This is a genomic window from Clostridium tagluense, assembly GCF_003865095.1.
GTDB lineage: Bacteria > Bacillota > Clostridia > Clostridiales > Clostridiaceae > Clostridium_AD > Clostridium_AD tagluense.
In genome coordinates this window covers 20,393-38,916 of the sequence record NZ_BHYK01000027.1, presented here as the reverse complement: position 1 = coordinate 38,916, position 18,524 = coordinate 20,393, and the positions used below count along the sequence as shown (strand labels likewise).

Annotated in this window: 16 protein-coding genes; 3 read left to right on the top strand and 13 right to left on the bottom strand. The window is 31.8% G+C overall.

The features are described from left to right. Positions 1 to 150 precede the first annotated feature (150 nt). The 6 genes from Ctaglu_RS18905 to Ctaglu_RS18880 form a co-directional block, all read right to left on the bottom strand. Entirely contained in the window at positions 151 to 1,080 is a 930-nt protein-coding gene (locus Ctaglu_RS18905; protein ID WP_125004613.1) for a glycyl-radical enzyme activating protein, read from the bottom strand. A gap of 36 nt (positions 1,081 to 1,116) precedes the next feature. Further along, positions 1,117 to 3,555 (bottom strand): glycyl radical protein, encoded by a 2,439-nt coding sequence (locus tag Ctaglu_RS18900; protein ID WP_125004611.1) that lies wholly within the window; start codon positions 3,553 to 3,555, stop codon positions 1,117 to 1,119. A gap of 268 nt (positions 3,556 to 3,823) precedes the next feature. Next, positions 3,824 to 4,981, bottom strand: a complete 1,158-nt coding sequence (locus tag Ctaglu_RS18895; RefSeq protein ID WP_125004609.1) for an iron-containing alcohol dehydrogenase — start codon at positions 4,979 to 4,981, stop codon at positions 3,824 to 3,826. A gap of 291 nt (positions 4,982 to 5,272) precedes the next feature. Beyond that, positions 5,273 to 6,304, bottom strand: coding sequence for a PocR ligand-binding domain-containing protein (locus Ctaglu_RS18890; RefSeq protein ID WP_125004607.1), 1,032 nt, complete (start codon positions 6,302 to 6,304; stop codon positions 5,273 to 5,275). A gap of 166 nt (positions 6,305 to 6,470) precedes the next feature. Continuing rightward, a complete protein-coding gene (gene rnk / locus Ctaglu_RS18885) occupies positions 6,471 to 6,872 on the bottom strand; it encodes a nucleoside diphosphate kinase regulator (RefSeq protein WP_125004604.1) in 402 nt (133 codons plus the stop codon). Between the two features lie 29 nt (positions 6,873 to 6,901). Further along, positions 6,902 to 7,372, bottom strand: a complete 471-nt coding sequence (locus Ctaglu_RS18880) for a GreA/GreB family elongation factor (protein WP_185732811.1) — start codon at positions 7,370 to 7,372, stop codon at positions 6,902 to 6,904. 564 nt (positions 7,373 to 7,936) lie between these two features. Between Ctaglu_RS18880 and Ctaglu_RS18875 the strand changes: the two genes are divergently transcribed. Then, positions 7,937 to 9,595 (top strand): oleate hydratase, encoded by a 1,659-nt coding sequence (locus tag Ctaglu_RS18875; RefSeq protein ID WP_125004600.1) that lies wholly within the window; start codon positions 7,937 to 7,939, stop codon positions 9,593 to 9,595. Positions 9,596 to 9,738: 143 nt separating this feature from the next. Continuing rightward, positions 9,739 to 11,067 (top strand): IS3 family transposase, encoded by a 1,329-nt coding sequence (locus Ctaglu_RS18870; RefSeq protein ID WP_125004598.1) that lies wholly within the window; start codon positions 9,739 to 9,741, stop codon positions 11,065 to 11,067. Positions 11,068 to 11,202: 135 nt separating this feature from the next. Here Ctaglu_RS18870 and Ctaglu_RS18865 read toward each other — a convergent pair whose 3' ends face one another. The 4 genes from Ctaglu_RS18865 to Ctaglu_RS26620 all read right to left on the bottom strand — a co-directional run bounded on the left by Ctaglu_RS18865 (position 11,203) and on the right by Ctaglu_RS26620 (position 13,840). After that, positions 11,203 to 12,066, bottom strand: a complete 864-nt coding sequence (locus Ctaglu_RS18865) for an SDR family NAD(P)-dependent oxidoreductase (protein ID WP_125004596.1) — start codon at positions 12,064 to 12,066, stop codon at positions 11,203 to 11,205. An 87-nt stretch (positions 12,067 to 12,153) separates the two neighbouring features. After that, positions 12,154 to 12,966 carry an acetoacetate decarboxylase family protein gene (locus tag Ctaglu_RS18860; RefSeq protein WP_125004594.1) on the bottom strand — a complete coding sequence of 271 codons (813 nt, stop codon included), beginning with the start codon at positions 12,964 to 12,966 and terminating at the stop codon, positions 12,154 to 12,156. A gap of 337 nt (positions 12,967 to 13,303) precedes the next feature. After that, the gene (locus Ctaglu_RS26625; RefSeq protein WP_507762486.1) at positions 13,304 to 13,504 is read right to left on the bottom strand and encodes a DUF5050 domain-containing protein; all 201 of its coding nucleotides are present in this window, start codon (positions 13,502 to 13,504) and stop codon (positions 13,304 to 13,306) included. Between the two features lie 24 nt (positions 13,505 to 13,528). Next, complete coding sequence (locus Ctaglu_RS26620) at positions 13,529 to 13,840, bottom strand: DUF5050 domain-containing protein (protein WP_125004590.1); 312 nt, start codon at positions 13,838 to 13,840, stop codon at positions 13,529 to 13,531. A 309-nt stretch (positions 13,841 to 14,149) separates the two neighbouring features. Here Ctaglu_RS26620 and Ctaglu_RS18845 point away from each other — a divergent pair, with 309 nt between their 5' ends. After that, a complete protein-coding gene (locus Ctaglu_RS18845; protein WP_125004588.1) occupies positions 14,150 to 15,805 on the top strand; it encodes an oleate hydratase in 1,656 nt (551 codons plus the stop codon). 108 nt (positions 15,806 to 15,913) lie between these two features. Here the strand turns inward: Ctaglu_RS18845 and Ctaglu_RS18840 are convergent, their stop codons facing one another. The 3 genes from Ctaglu_RS18840 to Ctaglu_RS18830 all read right to left on the bottom strand — a co-directional run bounded on the left by Ctaglu_RS18840 (position 15,914) and on the right by Ctaglu_RS18830 (position 18,522). Then, a complete protein-coding gene (locus tag Ctaglu_RS18840) occupies positions 15,914 to 16,117 on the bottom strand; it encodes a hypothetical protein (protein WP_125004586.1) in 204 nt (67 codons plus the stop codon). A gap of 105 nt (positions 16,118 to 16,222) precedes the next feature. Continuing rightward, positions 16,223 to 16,606, bottom strand: coding sequence for a 4-fold beta flower protein (locus Ctaglu_RS18835; protein ID WP_125004584.1), 384 nt, complete (start codon positions 16,604 to 16,606; stop codon positions 16,223 to 16,225). A 197-nt stretch (positions 16,607 to 16,803) separates the two neighbouring features. Beyond that, positions 16,804 to 18,522, bottom strand: a complete 1,719-nt coding sequence (locus Ctaglu_RS18830) for a methyl-accepting chemotaxis protein (protein WP_125004582.1) — start codon at positions 18,520 to 18,522, stop codon at positions 16,804 to 16,806. Between the last annotated feature and the right edge of the window lie 2 nt (positions 18,523 to 18,524).

Genomic DNA, 18,524 nt, shown 5'->3' with positions numbered 1-18,524 from the left:
TTTTACTATGACCTCAGAGATCATAACAGAAACTGGGAGTTTATGTTCAATTTTTATATTTTAATTTGTATTACAAGATTAATTATATATTTAAAATATGGTGTAATTATTGAATACTCATGTTAAATTATATGAAATAATTATTAATCTTTAGCCTCCAATAGAACATTCGAGTCCAAATTCCTCTACTATTTTTTTAAATTTGTTCATAGTAGCCTCATCTGGTGTTTTAATTTCCTGTCCCATTATATAATCTAGTCCTAGATTCTCATACTTATTTGCCCCAAGCTTATGATATGGCAATAAATCTATGTGCTGTACTCCATTTAAACTCTTTGCAAACTTAGCAATATCAGATATGCTCTTTTCATCGCAATTAAATCCCGGAATAACAGGTACTCTTATAATAAGCTCTGCGCCTAAAGCGGATATTTTTTTAGCATTTTTAACTATTCTTTCATTACTTACATGAACATATTTTTTATGTTTTTCATCATCTAAATGTTTTATATCTAATAGTACTAAATCAACCAAAGGAATTAACTTATCTATTACCGCCTCACTGGTATAGCCTGTAGTTTCTATTGCAGTATGCCATCCCCTTGCCTTGCAAGCTTTTAAAAGCTCAATTGCAAATTCTGGTTGCATAAGCAATTCTCCTCCAGATAATGTAACTCCACCTCCAGAACGTCTGAACTGAATACTTTCTTTTTTCAGTTCATTTATTACCTTCTCTACAGTAGTTTCTTCTCCAGATTTCACAAGACCTCCTGGATAACAATTTTCAGCGCATTCACCACAACCTGTGCACTTTTCTCTATCTATTCTTCCAGGCCTTAACATATCAATTGCACCTACTGGACATTTTTTTTCGCATTTTTTACACCCATTACAATTTTTTTCATTAAACATAATTTGAACTAATGGATCTTGTGATTCTGGATTACTACACCAATCACATTTTAAAGGACATCCTTTAAAAAATACTATTGTCCTAATCCCAGGTCCATCATGTATAGAAAAGCGTTGCATATTAAAAATTATGCCCTTTTGCTCGTAATTGATTTTTTTTATCAGCATATGCTTTTCCTCCTTTTAAGAATACTTAAAGATTCATTAGAAATTTTGTTCAGTTCTCTTTATAATATCATCTTGAATTGCTTTATCTAATGTTATAAATTGAGCACTATAACCAGCAACACGTACTACTAAATCTCTAAATTTATTCGGATTCATTTGTGCTTCCACAAGAGTTTCCTTATCAATTATATTGAATTGTACATGCATACCCTTTTGATCGAAAAAGCTTCTAACAAGTGATGCTAAATTGTTTAATCCAGTACTTCCCTTAATTGAGCCAGGATGGAATTTTTGATTTAATAAAGTACCATTAGATGCAATAAAATGATCTAATTTAGCTACTGAATTTATAGCAGCAGTTGGTCCATTACTATCAGCTCCTCTAACTGGAGATACACCATCAGCCAATGCTTCATGTGCTTTTCTACCATCTGGAGTTGCTCCAATAAGATCACCAAATAAAATGTTGATTGCTGCTGGATATAATCCTGCATGAAAATTTCCGCCTCTTGGATTTCTATGTTTTTCAACTTCTTTGCAGTAAATATATGCACCTTGTCTTGCTAGTTCATCAACTTCATCAATATCATTACCAAATTTAGGTGCTCTATGAATTAACATTTGTCTTATATCTTCCATGTCTAACTTTGCAGATGAATTTTCTTTACTTTGGGCGCTACCTTCAATAACTTGTCCTTCACCAAAATTAGTATCTAGAGCTTCTTTTAATTGTTTCAAAGTTATCATATTGGTATCAAATACAAGCTTTTTAATGGCTGCAAAAGAATCTCCTACATTTGCAACACCAACACCTTGTGGCCCTGTAAAGTTATAATGTGCTCCACCTTCTTGAAGTGATTTACCAACTGAGATACAATCATCAACCATACAAGATAAGAATGGTAATGGTGCTCTTTCTGCATGAGCAATATCAATAGCATTGTCCGCCACTGTTAATTGATAAACAAAGTATTCCATTTGCTTTTCATAAGCTTCAACAACTTCTTCAATAGACTTAAACTGCGTAAATTCTCCAGTCTTAGGTCCTATTTGTTTTCCATTACTCATACCATTATTTATAGTGACTTCTAATAATCTTGCTAGATTAAAGAAACCTGAATCATGCCATCCTTCTGTTTTACCTGGTTTTTGTGGTTCAACACAACCTATAATTCCATATTCTCTAGCATCTTGAATTGTTAATCCATTACTAACTAATGCTGGGATGATAACTTCATCGCTATAAAATGCTGGCATACCAAGGCCTAATCTGCTTAACTCACAACTTCTTAATAAGAATTCATCTGGAGTTTTGTTCCATATTCTTACTGAAAATGAAGGTGCTGCCAATCTTACATGAGCTGTAGCATCTATGCACATGTACGATAAATCATTTGTAGCATCTTTACCTTCTCTAGTTTGTCCACCTACACATAGGTTTTGAAACATTGGATATCCACCGAATGCTCTTGTTGATACTGCATCACGAACTTTGTTAATATCATTTAATTTAATCCATACACAATCAATAAGTTCTTGAATTTTATTTATATCAAAGCTTCCTGAATTTAATTCTATTTCATAATATGGATACATATATTGATCAAATCTTGTTGGAGAAATAGAATGTCCATTTGATTCTATATTTATAACTGCATGTACAAACCAAAATGATTGGCAAGCTTCATAAAAATTAGTTGCCCCATTTTCAGGTACTGTTTCACAGTTTTTAGCTATTTGTAATAATTCACTCGCACGCACAGCATTAGATTCTTTTGAAGCCATTTCTCTAGCAAGCTTTGCATATCTATGTGCATAATTTATTATGGCTTTACAAGAAACTAAGATAGATTCCCAAAATAGTTTTTGCTTAAGATATTCAGGATTTTCTTTATCAGCAGCCACAATTGCAGATTCAACTTCTTTAATAACCCCTTTATATCCTTTAGCTAAAATCTTAGCGTAATCTACAGATACATGTCCTACTCCATTAAGATAATAGTTGGCAACTGTAAATACGTTTTCATTCATTGCCTCAATAGTTTCTGGATACATATATGAAGTAGCAAGTTCATTAGTAGTTTTACCTTCCCAGTAATCAAATACCTCTGTAAGTTGCTCTTTTGCCTCTTCTGTAATTTGGAATGAATCACCTTTTCTCTTTCCTATGGTTTCAAACTCATCTTTAATCCACGTATTTGAAAATTCAGGGAAAATTTGAGATGATCTTGCTTCCTTCGTCAAACTTCCAACTACTAGTTCTTCATCTCTTATAGTGATAGGAATTTTATTTAATATATTTTCAAGTGCTTTAGCTCTACGAACTACCATTGGTTGTCCTTCTGTTTCTTTAAATGATTCTGTTATTAATAGTGCTCTATCCACCTCAATACATGGAACTGCTAACAATATTTGTTCCTTTAATGTATCTATCCTCTTCGTAGGTTTACTAAATCCTTCTTCTAAAACATACATATTATAACTTCCTTCCTGAAAATAATTTTTTATTAAATAATCTCTGTTTACAATTCTTTAAAACTCATATTTTATCTTTCTCTTAAATATAAGAGTTTGTTAAATTTATAACTACTAAGGATATAAATAACAATGCCTCACTTACATACAAGTATTAATAGAAGCAATAAATCTTATTATCTGTTCTCGATGCAAGCATCGAGAACATTATTTCAGTTTCAACTTATATTTCTGTTGCTATTAATCATCACCTGCAGTGCTGCAAGGATTAAAATGCTGATTTAAATAATGCAACAATATCCTTCTTGTTTCCTTTTCTTGGATTACTGAATGAATTACCATCTTTTAATGCCCAGTCAGCCATGTATTCGAAGTCTTCTGCTTTAATTCCTTGTGAACTTAAGTTAGCTGGAATTCCAACATCCTTTGCTAGTCTGAACATAGCATCTATAGATTTTTCAGCTGCATCCAATACTGAAAGCCCTACAATATTTTCACCCATGAATTCTGCTATATCAGCAAATTTCTGTGGATTTGAAATAACATTCCACTTCTCAACGAATGGAAGTAATATCGCATTAGCTATTCCATGAGGCATATCATAAAGTCCACCTAATTGGTGAGCCATTGCATGTACATAGCCTAAGTTAGCATTATTGAATGCCATACCAGCAAGTAGTGAAGCATAACACATATTTTCTCTAGCTACTAAGTTTTCACCTAGTGCAACAGCTTGACGTAAGTTGTTTGCTATTAATTTAATAGCTTGTATAGCAGCCGCATCTGTAACAGGATTAGCATCCTTTGAAACGTATGCTTCTATAGCATGAGTCAAAGCATCCATACCAGTTGCAGCTGTAAGCCCTGTAGGCATTCCAACCATTGTTAATGGATCATTGATTGAAACTGATGGTAAGTTTCTAAAGCTAACTATTACAAATTTAATATTAGTTTCAGTATTTGTTATAACACAGTGACGAGTAACTTCACTACCTGTTCCAGCTGTTGTATTAACAGCAATAATTGGAGGAAGTGGATTTGCAAGAGTCTCTATACCTGCATAGTCAAACAAATCTCCTGGATGAGTTGCCATTATACCGATACCTTTACCACAGTCATGTGAGCTTCCGCCACCAACTGTAATAATCATGTCACATTTTTCATCATTAAATATTTTCACGCCTTCAATTGCATTTTTATCCTTAGGATTTGGCTCAACATTATCATAGAATACATAGCTAATTCCTACCTGCTTTAATGAAACTTCAACTTGTTCTACTGCACCGCCCGGAAGGTTTCTAAGAAACTTATCAGTTACTATTAGTGCTTTTTTACCACCTAGAATTTTAGCTCTTTCTCCTACTACCTTTACAGCGCCTGCCCCCATAAAATTAACAGCTGGTGCTAAATAATCATACATTCTCATATATTATTCCTCCTTAGTTTTTTCTAAACATTATAACTTATTGAATCGTAGCATTAATATTTTGCAATGAGGGTTAGTGGATCCAACAGTGATATCAAAATTTTCTTTATTATTAATCAATTGCTTGTTAATTTATTAACTGACTAAAGTATAAGCTTGTTTCATTCAAATTTCATCGAAGTATATTGCATTCTTGTGGAAAAACATTGCTTACCTTGTGTAATTTTCTACAGTAATTTCTAGCACTTAGAGTTTTACATAAAAAAAAATAGCACTAGTTTTAACCTAGTACTATTTTCTTACATTATATTCATTCCTATAAACCGCTGGGGTTACCCCTTCTATTTTTTTGAATACTTTTATAAAATAACCACAATCCTCAAACCCCAAATCCAAGGCTAAATTGATTATTGGTACATCTGACGCCTCAAGCAACTCTTTAGCTTTTTTAATTCTCACTTTATTTATATAATTCGAGAAATTATCCTCAATACTTTTTTTGAAAAGCTTACTAAAATAACTAGGACTAATGTTACACAAGGATGCCATACCATCAAGACTAATTGCGCAACTATAGTTATTTTGTATATACTCTAATGCTGGTTTTAAAATAATATTACATTTATCACCACACATTATATCATTTCCATCTTCACTAGAATATAAGTTAACAATATCCTTTAAATTTTCTTCCATTATTTCCACTTTATCAACGTTTTCTAATTCTAAATTTGTGGCCTTAAATGAACCCACAGTTAAAATTTCATCATTACGATTATTTGAATTTATTTTAAGTAAAGCTTCTTCTACAATATAGTTACTAATATGAAGAAGCATACTAGCAATAGCTTTAGCTCTTTCTAAAGTAATAATAGGTAACTTTTCATATAAAACTTTAAGTTCATCTTCTTTTTCTAATTCCATCTTAAAAGCTCTATTGCTAACTATTTGTTCTAAATGTTCCTTTTCTTTATCTTTAACAATAACTTGCCCCGCCATTACCGCACCAAAATATTGTCCATCTGCTATTATAGGAATGGCAAGATCTAAAATACCCCTATGACATAAATATAAATATGGTTGTTGTAATCTAGCAGCCTCGAGTCCACCTCTCGAGTCACATTTTTCACAAAGCTGGCTTAAGTCTGAATTTAATCTTATAAGCTTACAAAATTCACTACAATTACTATGCGCAGTAATTTTTTTTCCCTTATAATCGACCATAACAACAGCAATACCTGTTACCTCCGCTATATTATCCTGAATTTTCTGAAATTTACCCACATTAATAATATTATCTAGATGCAACAAACCATTCTGCAAAATACTTCCTCCATTCATTTATAAAGGTATTTTAATTAAATTCATATATAAGTAATATTAACATCAAAAACATAAAAATAGAAGTTAATTTTCATTAATATATCCTGATAATTTGACAGCCGGAGGACGTGAACAAATTGTAAGCACAATTTTGTTTTGCTAACGGTTATAACTTATAAAGCTCCTGAGCCTCTGGTTGAAAAAGGACTTTTTTTACCTCAATCTGCACTGTTCCGTCTGGCACTTTCCATTCTATGATACTACCTTCACAATAACCGAGAATAGCTGTCCCAATAGGGGATAATACAGAAATCTTATTTTTTGAAATATCAGCTTCACTTGGGTATACGAGATTAATTTCTTCTTCAGTATCTCCAACTAATAAGATAACCTTTGTATTCATCGTGATAACATCGCTAGGCAGTTGTTCTGGACTAGTAACGTCAGCTCTATTTATTTCTGCTTCAAGGTCTTTTAGATTTTGTTTGTTTTTTGAATCTTCATATTTATTAATTATTTCCAATAATTTATGCTTGTCTGATTTAGTTATAAATATTTTTCGAGACATTTGTAAGTGCTCCTCTCACGTAGAATTATTTAATTATACCGTATTGATTTAATTTTATAGAGACATTCATCTTCATCTTGGTTAAGTTTAGTTTTGATAATATCTCCAGGTTTGTTAAGCATTAAGGATTTACCTAACGCTGATAAACAAGATAAGTTGTCTTTTGAATTGGAAGTATGGTAAGGGTTAACAATCTTAAAAAAATAGTTGTTAAGGTTATTTATATTCTCCAGGTGAACTGTACTTCCAATAATCACATAGGGTAAATAGTTTAGGGACTTTAATTTTTCATGACTTGGTTTATCAACAATTTTCACCATTTTTATCAGTTCCTCAAGCTTTTTTAAATAGTTATCTATGAAGCAGTCAAAATCGTCATGCAAAGTTGAAAAATCACTAAAAATTTCATTTGCTATTTCATTTTTTCTTTCCTCCATATCAACCAAATGACTTAAAATAGCTCTAAAAGCATATGATGTTAGCTCATTACTTGAATGCATAATAATTATATCTCCTTTATAATACATTAAATGAAATTCTATTAAATAACACAAAAGACACTTCCCACAAATGCATGAGGGAGATGCCTAAAATATATAATAATAGCATAGCTCACTTTACAATCGTTGTCAATAATGGTAGCATATCTCTAGAAGTAAAGCATGTTTTTTTTCAACCGATAATTTGGCTTAAAATTATGAATCACTATTATCGAACATATAATTAAAACTCCTAATAATCTATCAATTTTCACGATAACACGCTTTCTCCATTCCTAAATAAGTATTGTTAGTACAAATATATAATGTTCTAACCGCAAAAATAAAAAAGCATCTATCCAGGAAAATTAGTGGTTTTTACTTGCTATACACTATAAGCAATATGTATGTTTTTAAGACAGTTTATCAAAATTGATTGTACACATTCCTTTTGTTTAGATTTATATTATACCTATAGCAAGTAATTGCAAGTGATTAACTTGGTAAATAAAAAATTGACCTAGGCTCATAGCTTATAGCAAAAGCTTACAACTTATGGCATATTTTCAAATGGAGGAATTAATAATGAGATTTAATTTTGATCAAACTATTGATGTTGAGAAAACAAATGCTTATTTAGTTGGTGCTGGACTTGGTTCACTTTCTGCTGCAATATTTTTAATTAGAGATGGGCATGTTCCAGGAAAAAATATTCATATATTTGAGGAATTAAACGTTACAGGCGGAAGTATGGATGGAGCCGGTGATGCGCAGCATGGTTATGTACTTCGTGGCGGAAGAATGTTTGATGAAGAGGCATATGCTTGTACTTTTAATGCAATGCGAGATATTCCATCATTAACTGACCCTAAAGTTACAATATTGGATGAATTTAATGCTTTCAATAAAAAAATCTATATTTCCGGAAAGGCTAGATTAATAGATAATGAAGGTAATATACTAGATACATCATCTTTAGGCTTTAGCCGCGCCGATAGACTAGCTTTAATGGATATTATGGTTAAACCTGAGGATTCACTTGGAACTAAGACTATTAAAGATTGTTTCCCTAAATCATTCTTCCAGACGAATTTTTGGTTTATGTGGACTACAACATTTGCATTTGAGCCTTGGCACAGTGCTATAGAATTTAAGAGATACCTTCATAGATTTATTCATGAATTACCTAGACTTAATGATTTGTCAGGAGTACGTCGTACACCATACAATCAATATGATTCTATGTTATTACCTATGACTAAATGGTTAGAATCACAAGGGGTCTCTTTTGAAATGAATTGCAGAGTTACTGACTTAGAATTTAAACCATCTGAAACTGAAACGACTGTTACAGGAATTAAATGTGTTAAAGATGGAAAAGAAAAGAAAATAGAAGTTGGGGAGGGAGACCTTGTATTTGCTACTATTGGTTCTTTAACAGCAGGCGCTAGTGTTGGTTCTATGACTTCCGCGCCAAAGATTAACGATAAACATGTAGGAGGAGACTGGAATCTTTGGGAAACCATAGCTAAAGGACGTCCTGAATTTGGTAAGCCACAAGTTTTTAATGAACGTGTAAATGAATCATTGTGGCAATCTTTTACAGTTACTCTTAAAGATCCAACAATGGTAAAGAGAATAGTAGAATTTACAGGAAATGAGCCTGGAACTGGAACTCTTATGACCTTTAAGGAATCTGGATGGTTTATGTCAATGGTTTTAGTTAATCAACCGCATTTTATAAATCAACCTGATGATGTTCAAGTTTTATGGGGTTATTGTTTATTCCCATTTAATGAAGGAGATTTTGTTAAGAAGAGAATGGTTGATTGTACCGGTGAGGAAGTCTTAACTGAATTATTACATCACTTAAAGTTTGATTCTGATATAGATAAAATTCTTAAAACATCAATCTGTATACCATGCATACTACCTTTTACAACAGCACAATTTTTAACTAGAGCAAAAGGTGATAGACCAGCAACTATACCAGAAGGTTCAACTAACTTAGCATTACTTGGACAATTCTGTGAAATAGCAGATGATGTAGTATTTACAATGGATTATTCAGTAAGAGGTGCACAAACTGCTGTTTATAAATTCCTAAAGCTTAATAAAAAGGTTACCCCTATTTATAAAGGACAGCATGATGCCCGTGTACTAATTAATTCTGCTGTTTCAATGCTAAAGGATGATAACCTACGTGAAGAAATAGGCGCACTTAAAGCTATGCTATTGAAATAATTTAATTTGGTGGTGTTTTGTGTCTTTGAAGACATAAAAAGTACCTATAGTATAATGGTACCTATAGGATGGACACTTGAAAAAAAGTGTTTGGACTATAGGTAATTTTTTTGTATAATTTATATAAAGATAGGAGATGGCAAATGAGTAAGATTCTATTTACCAAAGAAGATATTAAAAAGCTTAAAAATAATAAAAATGTCCTAAATGTTAGTGAATATGCAATTACATATAATTATGAATTTAAAATATTATTTATCGATGAATATATAGCTGGAAAACTACCAAGGCAAATTTTTGAGGAAAATGGATTTGATATAAATATAATAGGATTAAAAAGAATCGAACAATCAGCATATAGGTGGAAAGTAGCATACAAAAAAGATGGAATAATAGGCTTAGAAGATACTAGGAAAACGGCAAGTGGTAGGCCACGCTCTACCGAGCTTTCTAAGGAAGAAATAATAGAAAGGCAAGAAGCTAAAATAAAATTACTTGAATCACAGGTAGACCTATTAAAAAAATTAGACACGAAAGAAAGGCAGGCGATTCAAAAAAATAACAAATTTAAATGTAGCGATGTTTTTAAAATAATTAAAGAAGTTATTGAAGAGTATAGCTTTAAGAATGTAACCGCTTACTTGTGTGAATTGTCGGGAGTATCTAGGTCTGGATATTACAATTACCTTACCTCAGAAGACATAAGAATTAAATGCGAGCAGCATGATTTACTAGATAGAGATTTGATACTGAAGGTGTTTAATCGAAGGGGCTATAAGAAAGGCTCTAGGTCTATTAAAATGACTTTGGAGAATGAATTTAACATTGTATATAGCTTAAAACGTATCCGTAGGATTATGAATAAGTACAATATAGTGTGTCCTCACAGAAAAGCAAACCCATATAAAAGAATTGCTAAGGCAACAAAGGAACATCGTGTAGTAAAAAATATTTTAAATCGCGAATTTAAGCAGGCTACACCAGGAAAGGTTCTACTTACTGATATAACATATTTACCTTACGGCAATGGTAAAATGGCATATTTATCAACAATTAAAGATTCTTCAACAAATGAGATATTATCTTATAAAGTTTCAGAGAGAATAACACTGGATATAGCATTAGATACAATAACGGGATTAGTTAAGACTAAACGTGTAACATTAACACAAGATGCCTTTATTCACTCAGATCAAGGTAGCCATTATACAAGCCCTACATTTCAGAAATTACTAAAGAAGCATAAATTAGGTCAGTCAATGTCACGTAGAGGTAACTGCTGGGATAATGCTCCACAGGAATCATTTTTTGGCCATATGAAAGATGAGATAGACCTAAAATCCTGTACTGCATTTGAATCTGTGAAGAAAATGATAAATAGCTATATTACGTACTATAATAATTATAGATACCAATGGAACTTAAAAAAGATGACTCCTGTACAATACAGAAATCATCTCTTAGCTTCTTAACACTCTTTTTTATATTGTCCTTGACATGGGTACCAGTTTATAGTACAAACACTTTTTTCAAAGTGACTAGTCTATAGGTACCAATTCCTAATACTTAGGCATTTTTTACTAGTTATTTTATTTCAGATGCATCAATTACTTAACGCCTTTTATTACATCCATAGATGGACTTCCACCTTCAAACATATTTTTTACTCTCAGACCTATAAGCGGATTTAACTCTGCATGTGTTAAGATATAAAATTTTTCTTCTTCAATTGCCTTGAATATAGTTGCTCCAATTGTATCAATTGGCATACCGCCTTTGATAACCTTATGTTTCTTTTGCTCCTCTTCTTTATACAAATCACTTTGATAATAAGACTGACTCATGTCATTTTTATAAATATCTGGTCTATGCCTTTCACAATTATCAAGATCTGTTTGAATAAACCCTGGACAGAATACTGACATTTTTATTTTGTCCGTTTCACACTGAAGATCTAAATAAGTAGATTCAGAAAGACCAACCGCTGCAAATTTAGAAGTATGGTAAGCTGACATTCCATTCAAATGCAAAAGCCCAGCTACAGAAGAAGTATTAACAATATGACAATCAGTATCCTGCTTTAACATTATTGGAATGAACACTTTTTCGCCATGAACAATACCCCCTACATTAGCTCTCATAACCCATTCCCAATCATTTAAGGATAGTAACCAAGCTGGCCCTGCAATTACAACCCCAGCATTATTAAACAATAAATCTATATGTTTAAATCTTTCAAGAGCAATCTTCGCTAGCATCTCCATGTCTTCAAATTTCATGACATCCATTTCAACAGCTAGTACTTCAGCTCCATCTGCCTTAAGTTGTTCTTCTGCTCTCTTTAAGTCCTTTGCATCAATATCTGCTATTACTATCTTAATCTCTCTTCTTGCACATTCCTTAGCTATTGCAAAGCCTATTCCATTTGCGGCTCCTGTAATAACTGCTACCTTGCCTTTAAACTCTTTCATAATATAAATCCTCCTCGTACAACTGAACTTTTACCTATGAAGTCAAATAAATCACTCATACTAAAAATATCCTGTTTTTTTACTGTTTTATAGAATACCTTCCCACCAATCATATTTTGAATTGGCATAAGGTAAATACGCCACTGGATCTACTTCTGCCAAAACTTTACCCCTTAAAAGTACTGAAGTTCCTATAGTGTAAGTGCAACCTAACATCTTTACAACTTCTAATTCTGCCCAAGGATCATGTGGTGAATCCTTAAGATTCATATCAAATTCTCCTGTTTCAAACACTTTATTATCCATGATTGCACCTTGCTCTATAAGTAGTGGATTTAAATCGAATCCGCTGCCATCTGGTGACTTAGAATATTTGAAATTGAATATAGGTAACCCCTTTCCATAATTATCTGCAATTATTTTCTGTCCGTCTTTATCATTACATTTTCCATTAAGATTTGCTTTTCCATTAAGATTTGCTTTTACACTAAAGAAATTTATTCCATTTCGAGATACACTTCCAGAAACAGTGTCTCCATCTTTCTTAAGTTCAATTTCTGCCATCTTCTTTGGAAAACCATAAACTTCTCTGCCAAGCGCCATAGCCATGCCATCATTTATAGGCATTGAAATACAATACATTCCAATTTCTCCATTAAATTCTGATGGTATAAATAAAGCTGCTTCCTTGTATGCTGGGCAAAAATTTGTTCTAGGATAATCAGCTACAAAAGCATGTACCAAAGGTGTTTTAAGAGGTTTTAAAGGTGGTGGGAGTATCCGTGCAATAATCTCAGGCTTTGTTTCCCAATATACTGTGAGTGTCTCCGCATCGTAAAAAGTCGTAGGTTTACTTGTATATTTTTTAATATCACTTGGATTTTTTATAAAACTATTCATTAATGATACCTCCCTATATTTTATATTCTTTTACAAGAATTCTATATTTACAATATAACTCTAATAAAAAATGTGTTAAACAATCATTTTCACTAATTTGTCTAAAAACCATACACCTTACTCAAAGTGTATGGTTTTCAGCAAAAATAAATTGTCAATTACGTTTCCACTTTATGCAATGGAGTTAACCACTCTTTACAATAAAAAATAGAGCCAGCAAATAAATCTACTGACTCCCTTTTACTAAGCTACTTCACCAGTACTAGCAGATGATCAGCTTATACTACATAAAGTAAATAACCTCAAAACAAGGAGGTTATATCGAATTACTAATTTATTATACAATTACTTGTCTATCAGTTCCATCCTTATTTATCCTACATAAAATATCTTCATCTTTTTTAAAGCTTAAATAGTAGATAAAATCATCAATTGAATGTATATTGCTGGCAAAACAATCCTCTAATACTTTTATTTCAAAATTTTCTATATTAACTTTATACAAAGCACAATTCTTATTGTTATCAATAAAATAAATATGCTGTTTATCATTATCTATATATCAAACATTGTGATCAAATATTTCACAAGTAGTACCTGTTTTGTTATCCAACATATATAAATGGCCTTCATTTTTATCTGAAGCATAATAAAAATCATCATTTATGATATTTATATACCACGCATTATCATCAATAATATTTATTTTTTCTGAACCATCAAACTTCATCTTATAAATACAGGTGTAAATACTGTCCTCATTTCCATCAACCTCAAACAAATTTCCAGCTGCATAAACAACAGTTGGAAAAACACTCATACTCATAGCAAAAATTAAAAACACTATTAACGATTTAAATATATTCTTTTTCATTTATCAACCATCCTAATATCACTCTGCCCCACATCACCTTACCATATTTTAGTGTATAATTGTGCTAAATATACCATTTTACTACAAATTTCACCAAGTATTGCGCATTAGTGCAGTAGCAAATTGGCTACATTCATATAAACAATCATTCCTTTATGTATGTTTTTCAGACAGTTTTGCAAATTTGACTATATACAATCCTTTTATTTGGGATTATATTGTGCTTATAGCAAGTGTTTAACTTGGTAAATACAAAATTCACCTAGGCTTATAGCTTATGGCATAATTTTTCGGATGGAGGTTTCTAAAATGAGATTTAATTTTAATCAAACTATTGATATAGAAAAAACAAATGCTTACATTGTTGGTGCTGGACTTGCATCACTTTCCACTGCAGTATTTCTAATTAGGGATGGTCATGTTCCAGGAAAAAATATTCATATTTATGAAGAACTAAACATAACAGGTGGTAGCATGGATGGAAATGGTGATCCTGAACACGGGTATTTAATGCGTGGTGGGAGGATGTTTGATGAGGAAGTGTATGCTTGTACTTTTGGAGTAATGGAAAGTATTCCGTCATTAACTGATCCTAAAGTTTCAATACTTGATGAATTTAATGCTTTTAATAAAAAGATGCATACTTTTGCAAAAGCTAGATTAATAGATAATGAAGCTAACATACTGGATGCATCATGTTTAGGATTTGAACGTGCTGATAGAATGGCTTTATCAGATATAATGATTAAACCTGAAGATTGTTTAGGATCAAAAACTATTAAAGAATGTTTCCCAGAATCATTTTTCAAAACAAATTTTTGGTTCATGTGGACTACAACCTTTGCATTTGAGCCTTGGCATAGCGCTGTAGAGTTCAAAAGATATCTTCATAGATTTATCCATGAACTACCACATCTAAATGATATGTCTGGAGTACGTCGTACACCATACAATCAATATGATTCAATGTTATTACCTATGACTAAATGGTTAGAATCACAAGGTGTTAATTTTGAACTTAGTTGCAGAGTAACTGATTTAGAATTTAAGCCATCAGATAATGAAACCACAGTTACAGCATTTAAATGTGTTAAAAACGGAAAAGAAACTAGAATAGAGCTTGCCCAGGGAGACCTTGCCTTTGTTACTATAGGTTCAATAACAGCTGGTACCAGCCTTGGCTCAATGACTACAGTGCCAAAGATTAATGATAAACATGTAGGCGGAACATGGGCCCTTTGGGAGAAAATCGCAAGCGGTCGTCCTGAATTTGGTAATCCTCGAGTTTTCGATGAACGCGTTGAAGAATCACTGTGGGAGTCTTTCACAGTTACTCTTAAAGACCCAACTATGGCAAGGAAAATAGTAGAATATTCAAGCAACGAGCCAGGAACTGGTTGTATGATGACATTTAAAGAATCTGGGTGGTTTATGACAATAGTTCTACACAATCAACCACATTTTATTAATCAACCTGAAAATGTAGAAGTTTTATGGGGGTATTGTTTGTCCCCTTATGAAAAAGGTGATTTTATAAAGAAGAGAATGGTTGATTGTACAGGTGAGGAAATATTAACTGAGCTATTATATCACCTAAACTTCAAAGAGGATATGAAAAAGATTATTAAAACATCTATTTGTATACCATGTATATTACCTTTTACAACAGCACAATTTTTAACTAGAGCAAAGGGAGATAGACCAGAAATTATTCCAGAAGGTTCAACTAATTTAGCATTACTTGGCCAGTTCTGTGAAATAGCAGATGACATAGTATTTACTATGGATTATTCTGTAAGAGGTGCACAAACTGCTGTTTATAAATTGCTAAATTTAAATAAAAAAGTTACCCCTATTTATAAAGGACAGCATGATGTTCGTGTATTAATTAATTCTGCCCTTAAAATGATGAAGGATGATAACCTAGGTCAATCATTAGCTGGAATAAAATCTTTACTAAAATAATTCAAATAATAAAAAAAGTTGTAAGCTTTTAATTTTAAGGCTTACAACTTTTTTTAGTTTAAGTAGATAATGGTATACAAATTGAAAGTATTTTAATGAATTTCAAATTTAATATACTGCATATTCTATATTGCTTTTATAAATTGTATATGTTATAAATTTCTCAATATTATCGCTTTTTTGTTTTAACACATAGACTTTATTTGAATTTTCACTATCATTCAACCAAGAAATTAACTTTCTGCTTTCATTATTATCAAGCAAAAATGTAACATCTTTTCCACTAACAAAAATTATATTAACTGTTTTCAATATAATCACATCCTCTTGTATATATACACTCTCTGTATAAAAAGATGTCAAATAAAATCTGAATTCTAATTAAATCTTTTTCTATTTCAAGCATAATTTAAACACCTACCTTTGCTTAAGCCATTGAGCGAAGGTTAGTTTCGACCATTCACCTACAGGCTCAGAGGCATACCCAGGATTAAATGGAACCTCATGAATAATTGGTACAACTGACAGAAATGGGGGCCCAATATCAAGTGGTGCCTTTATGATTTCTAGACCGCCCACCACAGGTCCGCTAATACTCCAAGCCACAATCCCCCCATTTCTATCTAAAAGATTAGTACCTCTTAATCCACCAATCCATATTCTAGTTTTTTTTGCCCAAACATAATTGCTATTTATATATGCTACCCATTTTAAATGATTATTAAATACATTACTATGCTCTATTAACCACCCAACAAAGTTAGATTTTTTATCATATAATGGATCCATCATATATGGCATTAACTTAAGCCCCTACTGGTTTATTCTCTATTTATAACAGGTATTAGCAAATCCTCAAATACACTTGAACCTACAAATTTACAAGTTTCAATAAGGTAATTCTCCACTTTCTCAATGCCACGTCCTAAAACAAAAGCAGAAACTGTTTTATCTCTTTCTATGTTAAAAAAAGCATACTTTTATAGTATGCTTTCCCATTAAATCTTAAACTGTTGAACTATTTCATTTAATTTTTGAGCAAGTTCTGCTTGGCTTTGTGCTGTTAATGCCACTTGCTCTATAGCCTGCGACGCTTCATTCATACTTTCTTTTATTGTAAGTGCTTCTCCACTTGAGCTTTGTGAAGACTCAGCCATATTTTGAACTGCATGACTTACTTGTCCAACTGTTGCTGTAATTTCTTCAGACATAGCTGCTATTTCTTCAGACATTTTACTTACAAAATCTGAATCATTATAATACTGATTTCCCGTCTCTGCGTATGCATTAAATTGTTCTTGAACATGTGTATTTATAAATTCTAATATATCACTACCTGTATCAATACTGCTTTTGAATGCTCCTTGTACCTTCACAATAGTCTCTTGAATTTTTATTACTGCTTGTGCTGACTGCTCTGCAAGTTTTCTTACCTCATCAGCAACCACTGCAAATCCTCTCCCTTGTTCCCCAGCTCTTGCTGCTTCTATTGCTGCATTTAAAGCAAGTAGATTTGTTTGCGTTGCTATACTTCCGATAGTATCTGCCATAACTTTTATGCTATCTACTACTTTTCCATCTTCAATGGCTTTCTCCATGTTCTTTTGTTTTTCATTATATAGTTTTTGAGTTACGTTAATAGCCTTTTGACTATTACTTTTTACCTCAGTAGCTCTTTCTTTAAATTGATATGAATTGTTACTTCCTTCCATAGCCTTTGAAGATAATACGTTAATGCTTGAATCTACTTCTTCAACAGATGCACTTATTTCCTCTGAGGCAGCACTTGACTCTTGCATACCCGCAGCGATAGAAACTACTGCTTCATCTATAATTATAACTTTGGAAGATAATTCTTGAACTGTGGCTGAAAGTTCTTCAGAAGATGCACTTATCTCTTGTGCATTTTCCATAATTACCTTTACTAAACTATTTACATTTTCTTGTGCGATATTTAAAGCCACAGCTGTTTGTCCAAATTCGTCTTTCCCTGTAATATTAATTGGAGCTGAGAAATCGTAGGAAGATAACCTATTCGCTAATTCTTTTATCCTATTTAATGGAACCATTATATTTTTACTTAATATATATGCCATAAAAATTATAATAAAAAATGCTATTACTGTATAAATTAATATTGTGTATCTAACCTTATTAAAATGAGCTATATTATCTGAATTTGCTTGTGTAGCTGATTTCTGATTTATTTCGATACATTTTCCTAATTTTTCAAACATAGTAATTCTTGTTTTAGCCATTTCAGAATTAAAAAGCTTAACTGCTTCCCCATAGCTATTAGATTTTGCAAGTTCTATTATCTTAACCTTTCCTTCTCTATATTTTACTAATTCATTCTTAAACTCATTATAAGTTTTATCCTCTTCTATTGATGCTGAAGGTATACTTTCATATTCTTTTTGAATTTTTATATCTTCATTGGTTAAATTGTTCATATTCTTTATTTGATCATCTAATTTCGTTCTATCTCTTTCAAAAATAATTGTAAGCATATTACCTCTCATTTCATTGATATTTCCTTTAATTTCTTCCAAATCCTTAATAGGTATCAAACCATTACTATATATAGACTTAGAACCCTCATTTATCTTTGATGAACTTATTATACCTTGTACTCCTATTAAAATCATAAAAATACAAACCACTGAAAATACTGATATAAGCTTTGTTTTTACCTTTAAGTTTATAAAAAATTTCATAC